We start from the raw sequence: 17,862 nt of genomic DNA on the forward strand, positions 1-17,862 counted from the left end.
TTAGGCACGCCGCCAGCGTTCGTCCTGAGCCAGGATCAAACTCTCCATGAAATGGTTCTGTTTGACTTGCTCAAACTTGTTTTTATCGCTTTTTCCGTTATTTCTAACGGGGCAGTTTTGCTCGTTGTTCAGTTTTCAAAGAACAATTTATTTTTCGCAACAACGTTTCATATCTTATCACGTTGTCAGATTTACTGTCAAGCGTTATTATTCATCGATTTCAATTTCTATCAATCAATGATTTTTAGCTTTTCGTCCGAATACTGTATCTCTCTCGGCCGGAATTAGAATATACCATAGGCTTGTACGACAATGCAAGCCTTTTTTTATAAAAAGTTTCTACTTACTCAAAAGGCTCATCGTACATAGGATCGTATTCATTATAGTTCTCTTCTTCGGCTGCATTCTGAATATCATCTGCTCCTATAAAGATGAGCTGATAGCCATCTTCTTGATGCTTCTTCAGCGCTTTCTCCTTTACGTATTTGGAACTGCCTTCGGTTGCTTCTTCATCATAGAACAGCAGCAAGCCATCCGACTTACGAAATAGCAATTCATCTCTGGCCTGAAACTGCCATGGTCCGACATACGGTTGGTGGCTGATCGCACCATAATAGTCTACTTGTGAAATGATTTGCTGGTAGTAGCTCTTTTTCTCTTCCTTCCATTGTTCATCGGGATTCATAAAAGCCGTTATAATCGACAGCTTGAGCTGAGGATATTTCAGGCGAAGTTCAAGTACTACTTCACAGACCCATAGGTCAAACCCATACTGTCCTGGAGTAATGATCCATTCCAGTCCTTCCTCAATGAGGGGAAGTAGCTTTGCTTCTATTGCTTTCTTAATAAAAGGAATGTGCTTATGCTTCTGATTATAGATTTGCAGTTCATTAGCCCGGTAACCGGTTGCGAACAGAGTTTTCATCGTCCCACCTCTTTTCTACATCCATTCAATATAACAGCATAAGAGAAGAAGCGTCAGAGAATATACGTTCTGCTTAACAGCAAAAAAAGAGCCATCTCCTTTAAGGAGACAGCTCTTCCGCTAGAAATTGTTATTTTGCCATTAGCTTCATGAATACAGCGAGCATCTTCGCTGTTTCTTCGCGAGTAGCGGAATCTTGTGGAGCGAAGTAAACGCCTGAGCGGTTCACAATTGTTTTACCATTAATGATACCCGCTTGCTGTACAGCCTTCACGGCTTCTTTCACACTTGCTTGAATAGAATTGCTGTCTGCAAATGTAATAGCTTGGTTGCTTGCTGGTAGACTGAAGTTCATTACCCCTGCAAAACGAACCAGCATCGCCGCCATCTCTGCACGTGAAATGGATGCTTTCGGATTAAACTTACCGCCGCCGATTCCACTTGTAATGCCTTTGTCGGCTGCCCATTGTACAGCATCCGAATAATAGTCAGTGGTACGGACATCGGAGAATTTGCCTGCTTTATAGCTGCTTAATTGAGCTCCGGCAATACGGGAGAGAAGGATCGTAAAATCAGCTCTTGTAATATGGGCTTTCGGCGAGAATTGATTCGAGCCCGTACCGGAAATAATGCTGCGTGCCGACAAATAAGTGATAGCATCCTTCGCGAAGCTGGATGTTGTATCTTTGAATGATAACTTGTTATAACCTACAGCGTAACGCGAAAAATGAGAAACCTCAAAGCTTACTGTACCTGTAGCAGAGTCATAAACGCCCGACGGTACAGTTACAAGTTCACCACTATCCGAGATGTAATAGATAACGATAACATTGTGATCTTCATTAGCCTGTGGCGTATAAGGCACTTGAATGTGAGCTGAGCCTCCGCCAAAGGTGGAAATTGTACTGCCGTTTACTTTTACAGTGAAATCGAACACTGAATGGCTGCCTACTGCATTAAGCAATGCTGTACGCTTTGCTCCAGTTAAACTTGCACCTGCGGTCGCTGCATCTGTTTGACGGACTGTAATCGTAACATCATTATTCTTCGATGCTGTTGCAATAGACGAGATCGCTTTTGCATTAAAGGATACTGAACCTACACCCGCTTCAATAGTCAACTCTGATATTGCAGCTTCTTTCGCTGAGGCAAATACGCCTTTCTCAAATACAATCGCTGCCTCTTTGGCTTTACGATCGGGAATAGCTGTAATCGTCAAGCTGCCCGCTTGGCTGGTAGACGACTCATTCCGTAATTTTTTAAGAGCAGATGTGATTTGGCTGGAAGAGACATTGGCATTTGTTTTACCTGTACTGTCTGTTGTTGCTTCTACTTTCGTTACAACATTTACTGTACCCGTGTTACCGTTGTCTACAATTATGGAGCCTCCACCGCTGGATCCCCCAGTAGCTGGCTGATCAGGTGTCTCAACTACTGTTGCTGGAGCTACTGTTACTGTGCTTTCCGCTACAGCGTAGCCGTCAGCGCTTGTTGCTGTAATAACTGCTGTACCAGCTTTAATCGCTGTCACCTTACCATTCTGATCAACCGATGCAATGTTAGGAGCAGAAGATGACCAAGTTATCGTGCTGGATGCTCCGTTTGTCGGAACGACAGTAGCATTGAGTTTACCTGCTGCACCACCGACTGTAAGAGAAAGCGTTTTTTGATCAAGGGATACTTTCGTTACATTTAGCTGATAGATACCAACTTTGCCGCCAACTTCATACGCTACAAGGAGCAGTGGCTGTCCTGTCGGACTGATCGAAGCCGGGATAAACTCGAGTCCTTCCGGACCAGTATCTGTATCCAGATTCACTTTATTGTCGCTGCCTTTAAAGACACGTGTATTCGTATAATTCGCAAACTGCGGATGTTCCGGATCTGTGACGTCGTAAGTCATGAAGCCACCAGTACGTTCAAGACCAATAAAGGCAAGCTCTTTATTACCTACTTTACCGACCTTAATATCCTCCGGTTCAGGGCCTTTCTTCACACTGCGATCATCCATCGTTATTTTGCTGTTGCTCACATTGAAATAATCCGGAACGCGTTCTGCTGTAATCGTCTCGAAGTCATTACCGCTGTCGTACACCTGATCCATTGTAGCTGCATCCCAAATCGAGAAGGAACGACCGCCATACATATAAATGCCGTCATTGCCCATGTCACCAGCAACTTCGATACTGTCGTAAGCAGTAGTGTCCTTTAAGAATTGATAGGCTTCAGAGTTTGAATCAAGGCTGCCCTTAAGCGCACCAACTGTGCTTGCATTCACTCGGAATTCCGAAGCATCGCCTTCGTTGGCTGTAAACAAATAGGTTTTCCCGTCTACTGTGTAGGAGGAAACGCCGTCTGGCATATACATGCCGTTAAACGGCACGGTTTCAAGTTGAATAGCTCCATTCGATTGAACATCTAAAGCATTAGCTGGAATGCTATAGTCTTTAAGGCCAAGGGCTTTAACTGCGGTAACCTTATGTGTGGCAATATCAACAACAGCAACCGCATTGTTTTCTTGCAAAGTTACATACGCCGTCTTATTATCAGCAGACAATGCAATATACTCGGGTTCCAGATCATACAGCGCATCCGCTTTTGTACCACTCGATTTAACCGTTCCGTTATCCAACTCACCACGGATATGTACTCCGTCTTCAATAACGGTTGGATCTTCGAAGTAAGATTGGGTTGAAGTGCCGGTTACGGTATCTACAATCGTGATGCTGCCTTTGGCATCTTGCGTAACAAGACGTGGTTCAGCTTCATCTGCCGTTAAAATGTATCTGCCATCTTCCGTAGATTTGATCATATCCGGCTGAACGCCCACTCCATACTCCGTCACATAATTACCGTTATAATCAAGAACGAGGATTTTACCTGGCTTTAATGAATCCTTCTCTTGAACGGAAACCGCAATCCGCTTCGTGGTTGGATTAATATCCACGCTAGTTAAATCTCCATATACAAAGCCGTTCGTCTCAGACAAATCTTTCACCAGAACGGTCTTCTCCTTCGTCAGCGTACCAGTTGCACTGCCTAAGCTGACAATCTCAAGGCTTGGCGGATTGCCGGAGCCATTGACCAAGTAAAACTTATTGTTATCTTTATTGTATTTCACAATTTCGGCTACGCCGCCGTCTTTATTGAAAGTACCAAGAGAGAAACTAGCAATCTTCTCAATAGAAATTGTATCTTCCATCTGACGCAGCGGTTGGCCAATTGTCAGCCAAAAAGATTTCGTTTCCGTGTCAACAGGATTCGAACTATCCGTTGCTGTTACAGTAACAAGAGAAGACTTAGCAGCAGCTGTTGGCGTACCAGTAATAGCACCTGTTGCACTATCTAACTGCAAGCCAGCAGGCAGATTCGTCGCGCTATAAGTATAAGGAGCAGTTCCACCGCTGGCTGCAACGGTAGCAGTATATAAAGTGCCGATTGTTGCACCTGCAAGTGCAGTTGTAGTAAAGGCAACCGGTTCTACTTCAGGTGTTTCTGGCTGTTCAGGAGTTGTAACTCCCCAAGGACCAAACGCACTGTTATGCGGCAGCGCGGCAGCTAGCTCCATTTCTTTGCCTGTTACGTTTAATGCTTCATAATCAATCTGCTGAAAATCGGATTTATTATTGTCCTGATCAGTCGCGTTCTGGCGACGGATCGCTTTTTTCTTCGAAGTTCCTTCCGTGGAACCTGACGGAAATGCTGCCTCGTATCCATCGATGTCGCTGCCAGCATCATTACTGCCTGTACCAACCATATCCACATAGCCTTCAGGCTTTGTAGTAAATGGATTGGCGTTGGATGCTGCAAGCTGTGTCTGATTACTCATCAGCACAACTTTCAGACCTTTATTATTAATAAATTGAGTATCCCAAGCCAAATCTGCTTGTCCGGCTAGACTGATCCTTGCATCTGCTGCATTAGCCGTTACATTCGCTATTGCACCCGTGACTAGGAAAGAGGAATGAGCTTTTATCGTACCGGTCAAGTCCAACTTCTTCCATTCGGAAGTAATGGCGCCTGTTGCAGCACTTGAACCACGATCGTTATATTGCAAGGACCATCCTGCCAGATTAATATCATTGTCTGTCTGGTTGTACAGCTCTATAAAGCCATTTGATAAATAAACCCCAGTTGAAGCAGCTGTTCCGCCGCCATAAACCTGATTGATAATAACATGCGGCACAGTTACATTGTATTCATTGGATTGCGTATAAGGAGTTCCCACAAGTGGTGTAGCCCCATCTGCCATTGCTAAACCGGTTCCAAAAAGGGCAGTACCAGCAATCTCTGCTGCGAGGAATATGGATAAAAAGCGTTTACTTCTGCTAATCAATGACATTCACTCCCAATTGATAAATTCTTTCTTCTCGCCCAATTGTATAGAGAGAATGTTTTCTATACGTAAATATGAAGATTAAGATCTTGTAAACAACTGTCAAATTTTGATTCGTATAATTTCAGCTCTTTGTATCGACTAAGAAAGGTCTTGCCAAGAAACACTAATAATATGTAAAATCATCAAGTTGCGTAAAAAATAACTTCATTATATGGAGGTTTAACAGCAAGATGAAACAACTTGAAATCGGCGTCCAGGAAAGACCGCCAATTGGCCAAAGCCTTATGCTCAGCATTCAGCATTTGTTTGCGATGTTTGGTTCAACTGTACTTGTACCAAATTTGCTAGGCGTAGACCCTGCTATTTGTCTTCTCATGAACGGGTTTGGCACACTGCTTTATTTATTTATTGTTAAAGGTAAGATTCCCGCTTTTCTCGGCTCAAGCTTTGCCTTTATCGCACCGGCCGGAGCCGTTATCGGCAACCATGCTTCCCATTCTGATGGGTATGCCGCTGCACTTGGCGGCTTTATTGCCGCCGGTGTTGTCTTCACAATCGTTGCTCTAATTATTCAAGCAGCCGGTACAGGCTGGATTAATGTGATTTTCCCTCCTGCTGCAATGGGTGCCATCGTAGCCGTTATTGGACTTGAGCTGATTCCGGTGGCTGCAGGGATGGCAGGATGGATTAAGTCCCCGAGCGCACCACCTGAACAAGTTTGGACACCGGACGGAGCAGCAATTACAATATCCATCGTCACACTGCTCATTACAATACTTGGTTCGGTGCTGTTCCGAGGCTTTATGCGCATCATTCCGATTCTGATCGGGATTGTGTGTGGTTACGTACTTGCTTACTTCATGGACTTTACGAATTTCGAAAAAGTATCTGCAAGCAACTGGCTTGCTGCACCTACGTTCACAACGCCAACCTTTGAATGGGCGGCTATACTTACGATCGTTCCCGCTTCACTCGTCGTTCTTGCAGAGCATATCGGCCATTTGATTGTAACCGGGAATATCGTCAAAAAAGATCTGTCCAAGGATCCAGGTCTTCATCGCTCACTACTTGGCAACGGAATCTCAACTATTATTTCTGGATTCCTAGGTTCTACACCAAACACGACTTATGGTGAAAATATCGGCGTTCTCGCGATTACCCGTGTATATTCAACCTTCGTCATCGGCGGTGCAGCTGTATTCGCTATCCTGCTGTCATTCTTCGGCAAGTTCTCGGCACTTATCGCTGCTATTCCCGCTCCAGTAATGGGCGGCGTATCGCTCTTACTGTTTGGCGTAATCGCTGCATCCGGCCTTCGCATGTTGGTTGAATCAAAGATTGACTACAGCAAGCCAACTAACTTGTACTTAACGACCGTTGTCCTTGTTACTGGCTTAAGCGGTGCAAAAATTACGATTGGCGACTTCTCTCTGTCGGGTATGGCTCTTGCAACCGTAACAGCAATCGTACTCAGCTTATTATTCAAATTGTTCGAAGTTACTCGGATTTCTAACGATACAGAAGCATCCGGACATTAATACGATATAAAAACAAACAAGCCCAGCAGGAGTCAGCCGCTGGGCTTGTTTTAATGTTATAAAAGGAAACTAGCCTCTTTTTCTACGTGTCATTACGTCGAAGATTACTGCAATTGCGAGGACGCCGCCACGAATCATGTATTGATAGGAGATGCCTACCCCCATCAAGTTCATGCCGCTTGATAGCGAAGCCATAACGATCGCACCGATAATCGAACCGGTTACTTTACCAACGCCACCCGCAGCAGATACACCGCCAACATAGGCAGCCGCAATGGCATCAAGCTCGAACAGGGTTCCAGCTGTTGTTGTTGCCGATTGCAGACGTGCAGTAAACAAGATACCGGATAGAGCCGAAAGCAGACCCATCGAACCAAACACGATATACGTAATCTTTTTCACATTAATACCGCTTAAGTGAGCGGCTTCCGGGTTGCTGCCTACTGCATAAATATGGCGTCCAAGTACCGTACTTGTTGTCAGGAAATGATAGATGACTACAACACCAAGCATAATAATAACCGTCCATGAGAAGCCATTGTAACCTGAGATGATGTAAGTAATATAAGCGATAATAGCCGATACAAAGATAAGTTTAACCGTAAACATACCTTTGGAGATCACTTCGAATTGATACTTGATCTTATTTCGGCGCTTCGAGAACTCGAAGTAGATGAACAACAGGATAATAAATAAGCCAAGTACTAGTGACAGGAAATTCAAATCATCCAGTTTGAACATGGATGGAATATAACCGTTTCCAAGTGCGTTGAAATGCTCATCCTTAACGATAATCGTTCCTGTCTTTTCTGTTACTCGCAGCAATGCACCCCTGAAGATCAGCATGCCTGCGAGGGAAGCAACGAATGACGGAATACCAAGTGATGCAACAAGTACACCGTTGAAGAGGCCAACAACAATACCAAGAACAAGAATGATTGGTATGGTCAGATAGACGGGAACACCGGCCTGCGATAATAATATGGCAGCGATGGCTCCTAGGAATCCAGCTGCAAAACCAACGGATAAGTCGATATGCCGAATCACGATAACGAGTGTCATGCCTACAGCAAGTACAGCGATATACCCTGTAGCATCGAGCAGGTTACTAATATTACGGGAAGACATAAACAAGCCATCTGTTAAAATTGAGAACGTAAGCATGATGACAAACAGCGCAATGTACATGCCATATTGGCGTATATTCACTGTAAGCAATTTTGTTCCTTCAGTGAGAATGTTCGTCGGGCGTTCCTTTTTTCCCTGAGTGACAATATTCATAAGGTGTTCCTCCTAAAATGAATGGCCACACAAATGGCTTTTATTAGCCAGTTGTGGTGATTCAAACTTCATAAACGTAGTCTATTGCGTTGCAAATTGCATGATATTTTCTTGATTAGCCTCTTCTATAGGCAGTTCGCCTTTAATTCGTCCTTCTGCCATCACATAGATCCGGTCACTCATACCGAGTATTTCCCCAAGCTCAGAGGAGATCATGATGATACTCATCCCTTCTTCAATCAGCTTGTTCATAATCGTATAAATTTCAAATTTGGCGCCTACATCAATACCACGAGTAGGTTCATCCAAGATGAGCAGCTGCGGCCCAACAAAGAGCCATTTGCCAAGCGATACCTTCTGCTGGTTGCCGCCGCTAAGGTTGCCGACGATCTGCTCGATCGAAGGTGCCTTTACATTCAGAGAGCTTTTGTAATCACTGGCGATCCGAATTTCCTTATTGTCATCAATAACCCCGCTCCGGGATATCCCCTTCAGGTTAGCTGCCGAGATATTGTTCTTAATATCCTGAATCAAGAACAAGCCGTCTCCCTTGCGATCTTCGGTTACATAGGCAATGCCTTCCTTGATCGCTTCATTCGGATGCTTGAATGATTTTGGTAAACCATTCACTAGCAATTCGCCTTGCAGTTTATAAGACTTCGGATTGCCGAAGATGCTGCGAGCAAGCTCCGTCCGTCCTGAGCCCATCAAGCCGGCTATTCCGACGATTTCTCCTTTTTTAACATTCAGGTTAACGTTCTTGACCACTTCCCTGCCAAGCTGAGAATCGTATGCGGTCCAATTGCGAACCTCAAGAATGTTGTTCCCAAACGATTTATTTGCTCTCTTCGGATAAATATCTTCGATCTCTCGGCCGACCATGTTGCGAATAATCGTATTTTCAGTAATTTCACCCTTGGAACCATCCAATGTGCAAATCGTACGTCCATCACGAAGTACCGTTGCTTTATCCGCTATCGCGATAACTTCCTTCAGCTTATGGGAAATCATAATGCTTGTAATACCTTGCTTCTTCAGCTCCCGCAGAAGCTCAAGTAGATTTTCACTGTCATTCTCGTTTAAGGCTGCCGTTGGTTCGTCAAGAATAAGCAGCTTTACATTCTTGCTTAGTGCTTTGGCAATTTCAACAAGCTGCTGCTTGCCTACGCCCAAGTCCTTGATCAGCATTTCCGGATTAACATCCAGACCCACCCGCTCCAGCATGCGCTTAGCCTCAGCAATGGTCTTGTTCCAATCTACAATCTTGCCGCGTGTAATTTCATTTCCAGCAAAAATATTCTCGTAAACCGTAAGATCCGGGAATAACGCCAACTCCTGATAGATAATAGCGATGCCGGTTTTGACGCTGTCACTGATTTTGTTGAAAACTTGTATATCATCCTCAAACACGATATCGCCTTTATACGTTCCATAGGGATACACGCCGCTTAGAACCTTCATCAGCGTAGATTTGCCGGCTCCATTCTCACCAATCAGGCAATGAATCTCGCCTTGCTCTACTTTGAAGTTAACGTCCGAAAGTGCTTTAACTCCCGTGAATTCCTTGGAGATATTGTTCATCTCTAAAATGTAGCTTTTCATCATTATGCACTCCTAAAAAGAATTTTCGCGTTCTTTGCGATAATTCTTACTTCGTAAGGATCCGCTTAGCAAACTAATAGTAAGGAATAGTGATAGACGAATCTATCACTATTCCCCGCCATCGTTTACAATTACAGACCAGTGAAGTCGCTCGCTTTGTAGTAAGCCGAATCGATAAGCTCTTTTTGTACATTATCTTTTTTCACAGTGATAACATTTGTTTGTTTTGCTGGAACATCTTTTTTACCGTTAGGGTACGAGCCAGTTGTTGCAGGGTCTTTGCCGTCGAGAATGTCTACAGCCATACCCATTGCATCTTTAACCAGCGTACGAACATCTTTGAATACGGTCATCGATTGCTTGCCGTCGATTACATATTGGATCGATGCTTGCTCAGCATCTTGGCCAGTTACAACATAGCTGGATACCGCGCTGTCAGCACCAAATACGTCAGCGATCGAGCGAGCTGTACCATCGTTTGGAGCAAGGATGGCTACATCGCCTTTCATGTCAGCAGCTGCTGCTGTCAAGTGAGTTTGAGCTTTGTTTTTCGCTTCGTTTGGATCCCAGTTCGTTGTTACTTGACCGATGATTTTGCTTAGTTGGTCACGGGAAAGGTCTTTCGTATCTTTCAAAGCTTCAGCTTCGCTGGAGTTAGCGATTTTGAAAGTTCCGTCAGCGATTTTTGGCTGCAGTACGTTCCATGCGCCTTGGAAGAACAGGAATGCGTTATTGTCAGAAGCTGCACCAGCATACAGGTACAATGGCTCACCGCTGCCTTTTGCATTGTCAACCAGGTATTGAGCTTGTGCTGCACCTACAGATACGCTGTCGAAAGTTACGTAGTAGTCAACTGCATCTGTGTTTGTGATCAAGCGGTCATAAGAGATAACTTTGATCCCTTCTTTTTTAGCAGCTTCTACTGAAGCAGCAGCAGCGTCGCCGTCTTGCGGACAGATAATAAGAACTTTGATGCCTTTGTTGATCAATGTTTCTACGTTTTCTTTTTCTTTCGCAGAAGAACCTTGGCTGAACAGGATTTCAGTTGTGTATTTAGAGCCTTTCAGTGCGTCTTTGAAACGTTGCTCATCCTGAACCCATCTTGGTTCATCCTTAGTTGGAAGTACGATACCAACGCTTACTTTGCTGTCGCCTTTGCCGCATGCCGCTACCAAAGCTGTGAGCAATAGAACAACCATTAAAAGTGCAACCGATTTGAAGCTTTTTCTCATCTTCGTTACCCCTCCATCAATGACTATGTTCCTTACACGACCAACTATAGCACGGGCAACTTCCAATGAAAGCGCTATTATATAGCACTCTTTTATAACCACCTATACTTTTTTGCTGCACCTACAAAAAAATGAGGTTAACCAGTTTTATACTGGCTAACCTCATTCGTGAAACCTTATTTAACGTTCTTATAGACATCCTCACGAGAGTGGAATCCGTCTGCAATAATCGTCTCGTCTATATTGGTTTTGTCTACAGCAATTGGTGACAAGAGCACAGACGGCACTTCAATTCTGCCATTGTTGACGGTCCGTTCTGCGCCCGTATCCTCGCCTTTTGCAAGCTTAACAGCAAGTTCTGCTGCTTTATCGGCAAGCAGCTTGATCGGCTTATACACCGTCATGGTCTGTGTACCTTCAACAATACGCTGCGCCGCGGCAAGCTCTGCATCTTGTCCGGCAACAGGAAGCTTGCCCGCTAGACCTTGCCCCTGAAGCGCCTGAATAACGCCTCCTGCTGTCGCATCATTGGCTGCAATAACAGCATCAATATCGTTGTCATTGGCTTCAAGTGCCGATTTCATATTCGCTAAAGCATTAACCGGAGTCCAGTCCTTCGTCCATTGATCGTATACGACAGTAATATCTCCACGGTCAATCAGCGGCTGCAGGACATTAAATACACCTTGTTTAAACAAATGCGCATTGTTGTCTGTATCGGCACCTCCGATATAAACAAACTTGCCTTCAGGTACAAGCTTCGTGATGTCCTTAGCCTGCAGTTCCCCGACTGCCTCATTATCAAATGAAACATAAAGATCAACATCAGCGTTCTTGATCAAGCGGTCATAAGCGAGCACCTTAATACCTGCTGAATGAGCTTTCTTCACGATCGCTGCTGTTGCATCCGCATTGTGAGGAACAACAACAAGGATATCAACTCCCTCACTGATCAGCGCTTCCGCTTGCGAAATCTGCTTGGCGTCATCACCATTTGCCGCAATAATCTCTACTTCCGCACCAAGCGCTTCGCAAGCTTCCCGGAATAGATCTCTATCCTTCAGCCATCGCTCTTCAAGCAGCGTATCCATAGAGAATCCAATTTTTATTTTTTTGTTCTTATCTGTGGTATTGGAGGAAGCTGTTGTTGTATGAATCGGCTTATTATTCTCGCTAGTTGTTTGACTGCTATCGCATGCCCCCAAGACACAGCTGAAGACCATTGCTGCGATGAACAGCATTGACCTTCTCCTTGCGATGCCCAGTTTCATTAGCTTCTCTTCCTTTATCACAAATTTGTATGCTGCAAGCTTATTTGCCAAGGAGTGTTTTACGGTATTCCGTAGGAGAAACCTCACACATTTTTTTGAACACCTTACTAAAGTAATTAGGATCATGATAGCCGACCATATACGTAATCTCTTTCAAACTTCGCTCAGGATCGCCCATGAGCTTGATGGCTTTCTTAATCCGGCATTCCGTCAGAAAATCAATATAGTTGATGCCAAGCTGATCTTTAAACATTTTGCTAATATAAAAAGGACTTAAGCCAACCATACTCCCAATTGCTTCGAGGGAAATATCCTCATGGGAGTGATCCGTAATGTATTGCTTAATTTGCTGAATGGTATCCGGCTCGATCCGGTCATGATGCTCGGAGAAGGTTTGTTTCATCCGTTCAAGCAGCAGCTCTGATTCCACTCGTAATTGTCTATAATCCTGGGCCTGGGAGGAGTAAAGCGGTGTATCAATCTCAATGCCCATCTCCAGCAAAACGCGTGAGGCAATCCAGAGCAGCTCAAGTACACGTTGCTGAGTATACAGCAGATTCGCTCCTTCATTCTCATAGCGGCGGATAAAGTCCATCATATCTGTACGGACCTGCTCCCATTGTCCAAGCCGAATTCTGTCGAAAAGCTGCTGCTCAATTTGTTTGACCGGGTAGCCGTCACGTGTAACGCCAAGGACCGGGGTATCCTCATAAAAACGATATTTAACCGGTAGTGTTGGATCCATCGAGGCGATTAAGGCTTCCTGATAGGACTGCCGGATTTGATCCAATGATTCATAAACATTACCGATCCCGATAAACCAGCCTTCATGCCCGTCAGACTTTGCCACAGCAAGCAGCTCGCGTGCCATCGTAACCGCTTGAGAGCGTACGGACCGCTCTGCCTCTGGGAATACAATAATCGGGATTTGCCGGCCATACATTGCGCCAACCCACCCGCTGCCCATGTTTCTCACTTTCTCTTTAATGGCTGAATAATAATTCTCAGAGCCATTCGGCAGCAAGACGGTCATCGCATATTTCTCATTCGCTGTACTAACCCCAAGAAGCCCTACCAGCTCATCCAAATGTACTTCATGCACATGATCAAACAATAATTGCGTAACGATGTCTGTCTCGATGATCGGCATTACTCTCTGCAAAGCAGAGCGCTGCTGCTCAGTCGTCTCAACGGTCTTCCGCTCTTCCTCGATCAAATGGAGTACACGCTGCACCGTGGCTACAATCTCCGAAGCTTTGCTTGGCTTAAGCAAGTAATCTTTCACTCCAAGTTTAATGGCTCTGCGTGCATAATCGAACGTATCGTAGGCCGTAACCATAATGAACTTGATTGCCGGGTTACTGGCATTAATGAGTTCTACTGCCTCGAGGCCATTAATACCCGGCATCTTGACGTCCATTAATATGAGGTCTGGCTGAAATTCCTCCGCCATCTGCAGTGCGATTCTCCCATTCTTCGCTTGTTCGATTATAAGTTCAGGAAGCCCATGCTGAAGAATGGCTTGTAATCCTTCCCGCTCAATCTGCTCGTCATCAACAATCAGCAGCTTATACATAAATTATCCGGCCTCCCTAACCTTCGGCAGCTTCAAGATTACTTTTGTTCCTTTTCCGACTTCGCTTTGAATCTCCATAATATCTTCTCGGCCGTAGAACAAACGAAGGCGGCTGATTACATTCCCAAATCCGATACCGGTTGAATGTCCGTCCCCCTCCTGCGAGTTGAATCGATCCTCCACGATCTGTGATATTTTCTCCTCTGGTATGCCGCTTCCTTCATCCTCAATCTCGATCATGACATTTGATCCTTCATCCCGAATACGGAAGGTAATGGTACCACCTTGCTCGAGCGGCTCTATCGCATGAATAACAGCATTCTCGATAATCGGTTGAATCGTCAGCCCCGGAATTTGTATCGACAAGCAGGATTCATCTACCTCTTCCTCAAAGCGCAGCCGATCGGTAAACCGTGTTTGTTGGATAAAAATATATTCGCGCAGCACGCGTACCTCTTCATACAAGGTGACCGGCCGATCTAGGCGCTTCAGATTATAACGGAGAAGCCTCGCCACACTTGTCAGAAGATCACTTGTTTCCACTGAACCTTCTAAATAAGCCTTCTTCGATAACGTATCTAATGTGTTAAATAAAAAATGCGGATTAATCTGGCTTTGCAAACTTCGGAGCTGACTTTCCTGCAGCAAAAGCTTGTTTTGCTGCAGCTCACTCTCGAGCTGTGCTTTATACTGCATCTCAGAAATCAGATTGTTAATATTGACTCGCATCCTGTCAAAGGTTTTGGCTAGGAAGGATATCTCGTCGTTAGCGTATATTTCGATGTGGGTATCGAATCTTCCTCGTGACAGCTCACGGGCTGCTTGTGTCAGTCTCTGAATAGGGCGAGTTATACTTAGAGAGAACCAGTACGTAAACAATAAGAGAAGGAATGTAATTAAGGCCAGCATCCAGACACCAAGCTTCTTAAGCTCAACGGATTGAATAATCATCCCTCGATAGAACTGATCGTAGGTCTGAAGTTCCGTACCAAGAAGCGTCAGCGTCATCTCCGAAATATATTTAGATAATCGCGTTACTTCCGTGAAATCATTCAAAGCCTCTTCATTATTTTTTTCGTCTAGAAGCCGGATAGAACGATTCGTTGAATCGACTAAACTGTCTATTAGATTGAGGTAATTCGTAAGTGTAAATTGATTGCTGTTATTACGCAGATCCGCAATATTTCGCTGAGCCTCCAGCAGCCTTTGCCGATCAGCTTCTACATTAGACAGCTTGGAGGTGGACGGCGTTTGAATATAATTGTTCAGCGATGTAACAAGCTGCTGGCTGGAGGCGCTCACCTCGTTCATTTGCAGATAGCGCTGTAAAATATCATTATACTGGTCCTGCATTTTCTGATTGTAATAGGTGAGGATGAACCAAATGGCTACCATAATAAAGAGGACGATGGCCGTCAGTGATAATATCTTTTTCTGGACTGTATTCATGGAAGCTCATCCGCCTTCAGAAGCCGAATATCGGTATAATACCCTTCATACTTCAAGGGGAATGTCTCACCCTTTAGCCATTGCACCATAAGCTGCACGCCAAGCTCCCCCATCATTTCGGGTGACTGCTCGATAATGCCGCTCATCTTTTTTTCCTTAAGCAGCGTCTTAATCTCCGGACTGTCATCAAACGAGTAGATATGGAACCTGCTAAGCTGCGCACGTTTACTGATCTCCTGCACCATCGCACTCGCATTATTTGCCGTCACAGACACAAAAGCAGCTAGATTAGGCTCTTTATTCATAATCTCATTTGTTGCCGTAACGACCTTCTCCCTTGTATCCCCTGCTACTACCGTAATAGGCTCGATATCGGGATAGGACTTTAATATATCTAGAATCCCCTCTAAACGCTTGCTCTGAAAATCCTCCTGGCGGTCGGAGACCATCAGCACAACTTTCCCTTTCTTACCGATATCTTCAGCCAGCTGCGTTCCTATCATTTGACCTGCCTTATAATGATCTGAACCAATATATGTTCGGCGTAAACTGTCTTCAATCGGTACATCGTTGGCAATCGTAAAGATTGGAATACCATTGCTGGCAGCCTTCACTGTAGCAAGCTGATTGAATTCATCCGTATTGAGGCCTTGTACGAGAATGCCGTCTACTTTTGAAGCGATGGCAATCTCCATATTTTTCAAAAAATCCTCCTGATTCGTTCCATAGCTGCCCCATACGGCTAATTCGGCGCCATACTTTGCTGCAGCTTTAGCAGCACCATCCTCAACCGTATCMCAAAATGGCGTGTCCATTTCTTGTGTAATAAGAATGATCCGATAGCTGGGTTTGTTTGTGTTGCCCACATTTGCAGGAGCTGTTACATTGTAATGAAACACCTGAATAAAAGAAGATAGAGTAAACCCTAACAGCACCAGGCAAATGGCGGACAGCAGCACAATGACGAGTTTCCTCATGTGTCGGCTCCTTTATGATATCGATCAATCTACTAAAAGCGCTTCCATCCATAGTTGCCCTCATCATAGCACAATAGACCTATGCAAGAAATGTATATTTTTCACACAAAATGAATTGACATCAAAATAAACCGAAGGATATAATTTCATAGTAGATTTGGATAAATATGTAATTATTGAATTGAAACAGGAAGGTGAATCTTATTAAGAAGTTTTTTAGCGTGGCTGGAAAAATAGTTTTAAGTGGCTTGATTCCTATTGTTATCATTATGGTTGGCGCTATCGTTTATGCGATCTTCGCTCTCATCTCGGGTGCTAGTATGGACGATGTAACCTCCATCACTGGGGCACGCTGGACGCAGTATTTACAAATTGCCGCATTTATTGGTTCTGTCTTTGCTATGTATGCATGGTTCGAACGCAAGCATAGCTGGTCTCTTGGCCTGAAACAACAATTTGGCGGTACTTTAGCCACTCAGGGCTTTTTTGCAGGATTTATCCTTATGTCCATTTCCGCTATTCTGATCTGGGCAGCAGGCGGCATTAGCTGGGAAGCATCTAGCTGGAATCAAACCTTAATCCTTTCCTTACTAGATGGCATTGTTTTATACCTATTTGTTGCCTTATCCGAAGAATTATTCACACGTGGATATGTTCAAGGTCTCATTAAATATCATTATGGACGCACTCCGGCCATTATCGTAAGCTCCATCATTTTTGCATTTATGCACAGTCTGAATCCGAACATGTTTGAGACGCCATATCCCTTCATCAATATATGCCTTGCTGGCATTCTCTTTGCTATAGCACGTGAATTAACCGGAGGACTATGGTGGCCGATAGGACTTCATATGAGTTGGAACTTCTTCCAAGGCTACGTATATGGCTTTCAGGTATCGGGTACCGATCCCGTCCCAGCAATCCTTCAAGTAACGGATAACGGTCCTGTTTATTTATCTGGAGGAGATTTTGGAGCAGAAGGAAGTTATATTACCTCACTTGTACTCATACTTGGGATTATGGTTGTGTACTATTTGTATAAAGGTAAACATAAGCCGGAAGCGCTAAAGCGCTGACCTCTGAGTCAGCGTTTTTTTGTTTATGCATGATTGCCCACAGGTTGCGAAAATACAAAAAAAAGATCACTTCATTTCTGAAGTAATCTTGTATTTGTTAGTTGGAGCGGAAGACGGGAATCGAACCCGCGACCCTCGCCTTGGCAAGGCGATGCTCTACCGCTGAGCCACTTCCGCATAATGGCTGGGGATCAAGGATTCGAACCTAGGAATGACGGAGTCAAAGTCCGTTGCCTTACCGCTTGGCTAATCCCCAACGCTTATTATGTAATTCTGAAAAATAATGGGGCGATCGATGGGACTTGAACCCACGAATGCCAGAGCCACAGACTGGTGCGTTAACCCCTTCGCCACGACCGCCATAAATAGGTGTATTAATTACACCTTCAAAACTGGATGCGAATGAATGAATCCCTTAAGCAATGCTTATGCACTAGTCATAAGTCTTTTTAGGATAAGCCCTCGACCGATTAGTATTCGTCAGCTCCACACATTGCTGTGCTTCCACCCCGAACCTATCAACCTCGTCGTCTTCAAGGGGTCTTACTAATTGGGAAATCTCATCTTGAGGGGGGCTTCACGCTTAGATGCTTTCA

At 44.6% G+C, this 17,862-nt stretch carries 12 protein-coding genes, 3 tRNA genes and 1 rRNA gene; 3 read left to right on the top strand and 13 right to left on the bottom strand.

All coding sequences use genetic code 11. The annotated features are described in order from the left end of the window. The coding region (locus AB4Y93_RS28685; RefSeq protein ID WP_441897183.1) for a hypothetical protein at positions 1-288 on the top strand (288 nt) is incomplete at its 5' end. Between the two features lie 55 nt (positions 289-343). Here the strand turns inward: AB4Y93_RS28685 and AB4Y93_RS28690 are convergent. Together AB4Y93_RS28690 and AB4Y93_RS28695 are read right to left on the bottom strand one after the other, a co-directional pair. Then, complete coding sequence (locus tag AB4Y93_RS28690) at positions 344-925, bottom strand: DUF1273 domain-containing protein (RefSeq protein WP_441897185.1); 582 nt, start codon at positions 923-925, stop codon at positions 344-346. Positions 926-1,055: 130 nt separating this feature from the next. Next, positions 1,056-5,261 carry a choice-of-anchor I family protein gene (locus tag AB4Y93_RS28695; RefSeq protein ID WP_441897187.1) on the bottom strand — a complete coding sequence of 1,402 codons (4,206 nt, stop codon included), beginning with the start codon at positions 5,259-5,261 and terminating at the stop codon, positions 1,056-1,058. A 233-nt stretch (positions 5,262-5,494) separates the two neighbouring features. Between AB4Y93_RS28695 and uraA the strand changes: the two genes are divergently transcribed. Further along, entirely contained in the window at positions 5,495-6,802 is a 1,308-nt protein-coding gene (gene uraA / locus AB4Y93_RS28700; protein WP_441897188.1) for a uracil permease, read from the top strand. A 69-nt stretch (positions 6,803-6,871) separates the two neighbouring features. On the opposite strand, the gene AB4Y93_RS28705 is transcribed toward uraA, so the two are convergent. From AB4Y93_RS28705 to AB4Y93_RS28735, 7 genes are all read right to left on the bottom strand, one after another. Then, complete coding sequence (locus AB4Y93_RS28705; protein ID WP_441897202.1) at positions 6,872-7,990, bottom strand: sugar ABC transporter permease; 1,119 nt, start codon at positions 7,988-7,990, stop codon at positions 6,872-6,874. A 174-nt stretch (positions 7,991-8,164) separates the two neighbouring features. Beyond that, complete coding sequence (locus tag AB4Y93_RS28710) at positions 8,165-9,685, bottom strand: ATP-binding cassette domain-containing protein (protein ID WP_441897204.1); 1,521 nt, start codon at positions 9,683-9,685, stop codon at positions 8,165-8,167. 131 nt (positions 9,686-9,816) lie between these two features. Beyond that, on the bottom strand, positions 9,817-10,917 hold the full coding sequence (locus AB4Y93_RS28715; protein ID WP_441897190.1) for a sugar ABC transporter substrate-binding protein: 1,101 nt from the start codon (positions 10,915-10,917) through the stop codon (positions 9,817-9,819). A 176-nt stretch (positions 10,918-11,093) separates the two neighbouring features. Further along, a complete protein-coding gene (gene xylF, locus AB4Y93_RS28720; protein ID WP_441897192.1) occupies positions 11,094-12,188 on the bottom strand; it encodes a D-xylose ABC transporter substrate-binding protein in 1,095 nt (364 codons plus the stop codon). 40 nt (positions 12,189-12,228) lie between these two features. Then, positions 12,229-13,764 carry a response regulator gene (locus AB4Y93_RS28725; RefSeq protein ID WP_441897194.1) on the bottom strand — a complete coding sequence of 512 codons (1,536 nt, stop codon included), beginning with the start codon at positions 13,762-13,764 and terminating at the stop codon, positions 12,229-12,231. Positions 13,765-13,767: 3 nt separating this feature from the next. After that, positions 13,768-15,213, bottom strand: coding sequence for a sensor histidine kinase (locus tag AB4Y93_RS28730; RefSeq protein WP_441897196.1), 1,446 nt, complete (start codon positions 15,211-15,213; stop codon positions 13,768-13,770). Beyond that, positions 15,210-16,190, bottom strand: coding sequence for a sugar ABC transporter substrate-binding protein (locus AB4Y93_RS28735; protein ID WP_441897198.1), 981 nt, complete (start codon positions 16,188-16,190; stop codon positions 15,210-15,212). Before AB4Y93_RS28735 ends, AB4Y93_RS28730 begins: the two co-directional genes overlap by 4 nt. 221 nt (positions 16,191-16,411) lie before the next feature. Between AB4Y93_RS28735 and AB4Y93_RS28740 the strand changes: the two genes are divergently transcribed. Further along, complete coding sequence (locus AB4Y93_RS28740; protein ID WP_441897200.1) at positions 16,412-17,266, top strand: CPBP family intramembrane glutamic endopeptidase; 855 nt, start codon at positions 16,412-16,414, stop codon at positions 17,264-17,266. A gap of 102 nt (positions 17,267-17,368) precedes the next feature. Here the strand turns inward: AB4Y93_RS28740 and AB4Y93_RS28745 are convergent. The 4 genes from AB4Y93_RS28745 to AB4Y93_RS28760 form a co-directional block, all read right to left on the bottom strand. After that, a tRNA-Gly gene (locus AB4Y93_RS28745) sits at positions 17,369-17,443 on the bottom strand. A gap of 4 nt (positions 17,444-17,447) precedes the next feature. Next, a tRNA-Gln gene (locus tag AB4Y93_RS28750) sits at positions 17,448-17,522 on the bottom strand. A 28-nt stretch (positions 17,523-17,550) separates the two neighbouring features. Beyond that, positions 17,551-17,626, bottom strand: a tRNA-His gene (locus tag AB4Y93_RS28755). 90 nt (positions 17,627-17,716) lie between these two features. Beyond that, positions 17,717-17,862, bottom strand: a 23S ribosomal RNA gene (locus tag AB4Y93_RS28760); the annotation flags it as partial.

The organism is Paenibacillus sp. YAF4_2 (assembly GCF_052113225.1).
GTDB lineage: Bacteria > Bacillota > Bacilli > Paenibacillales > Paenibacillaceae > Pristimantibacillus.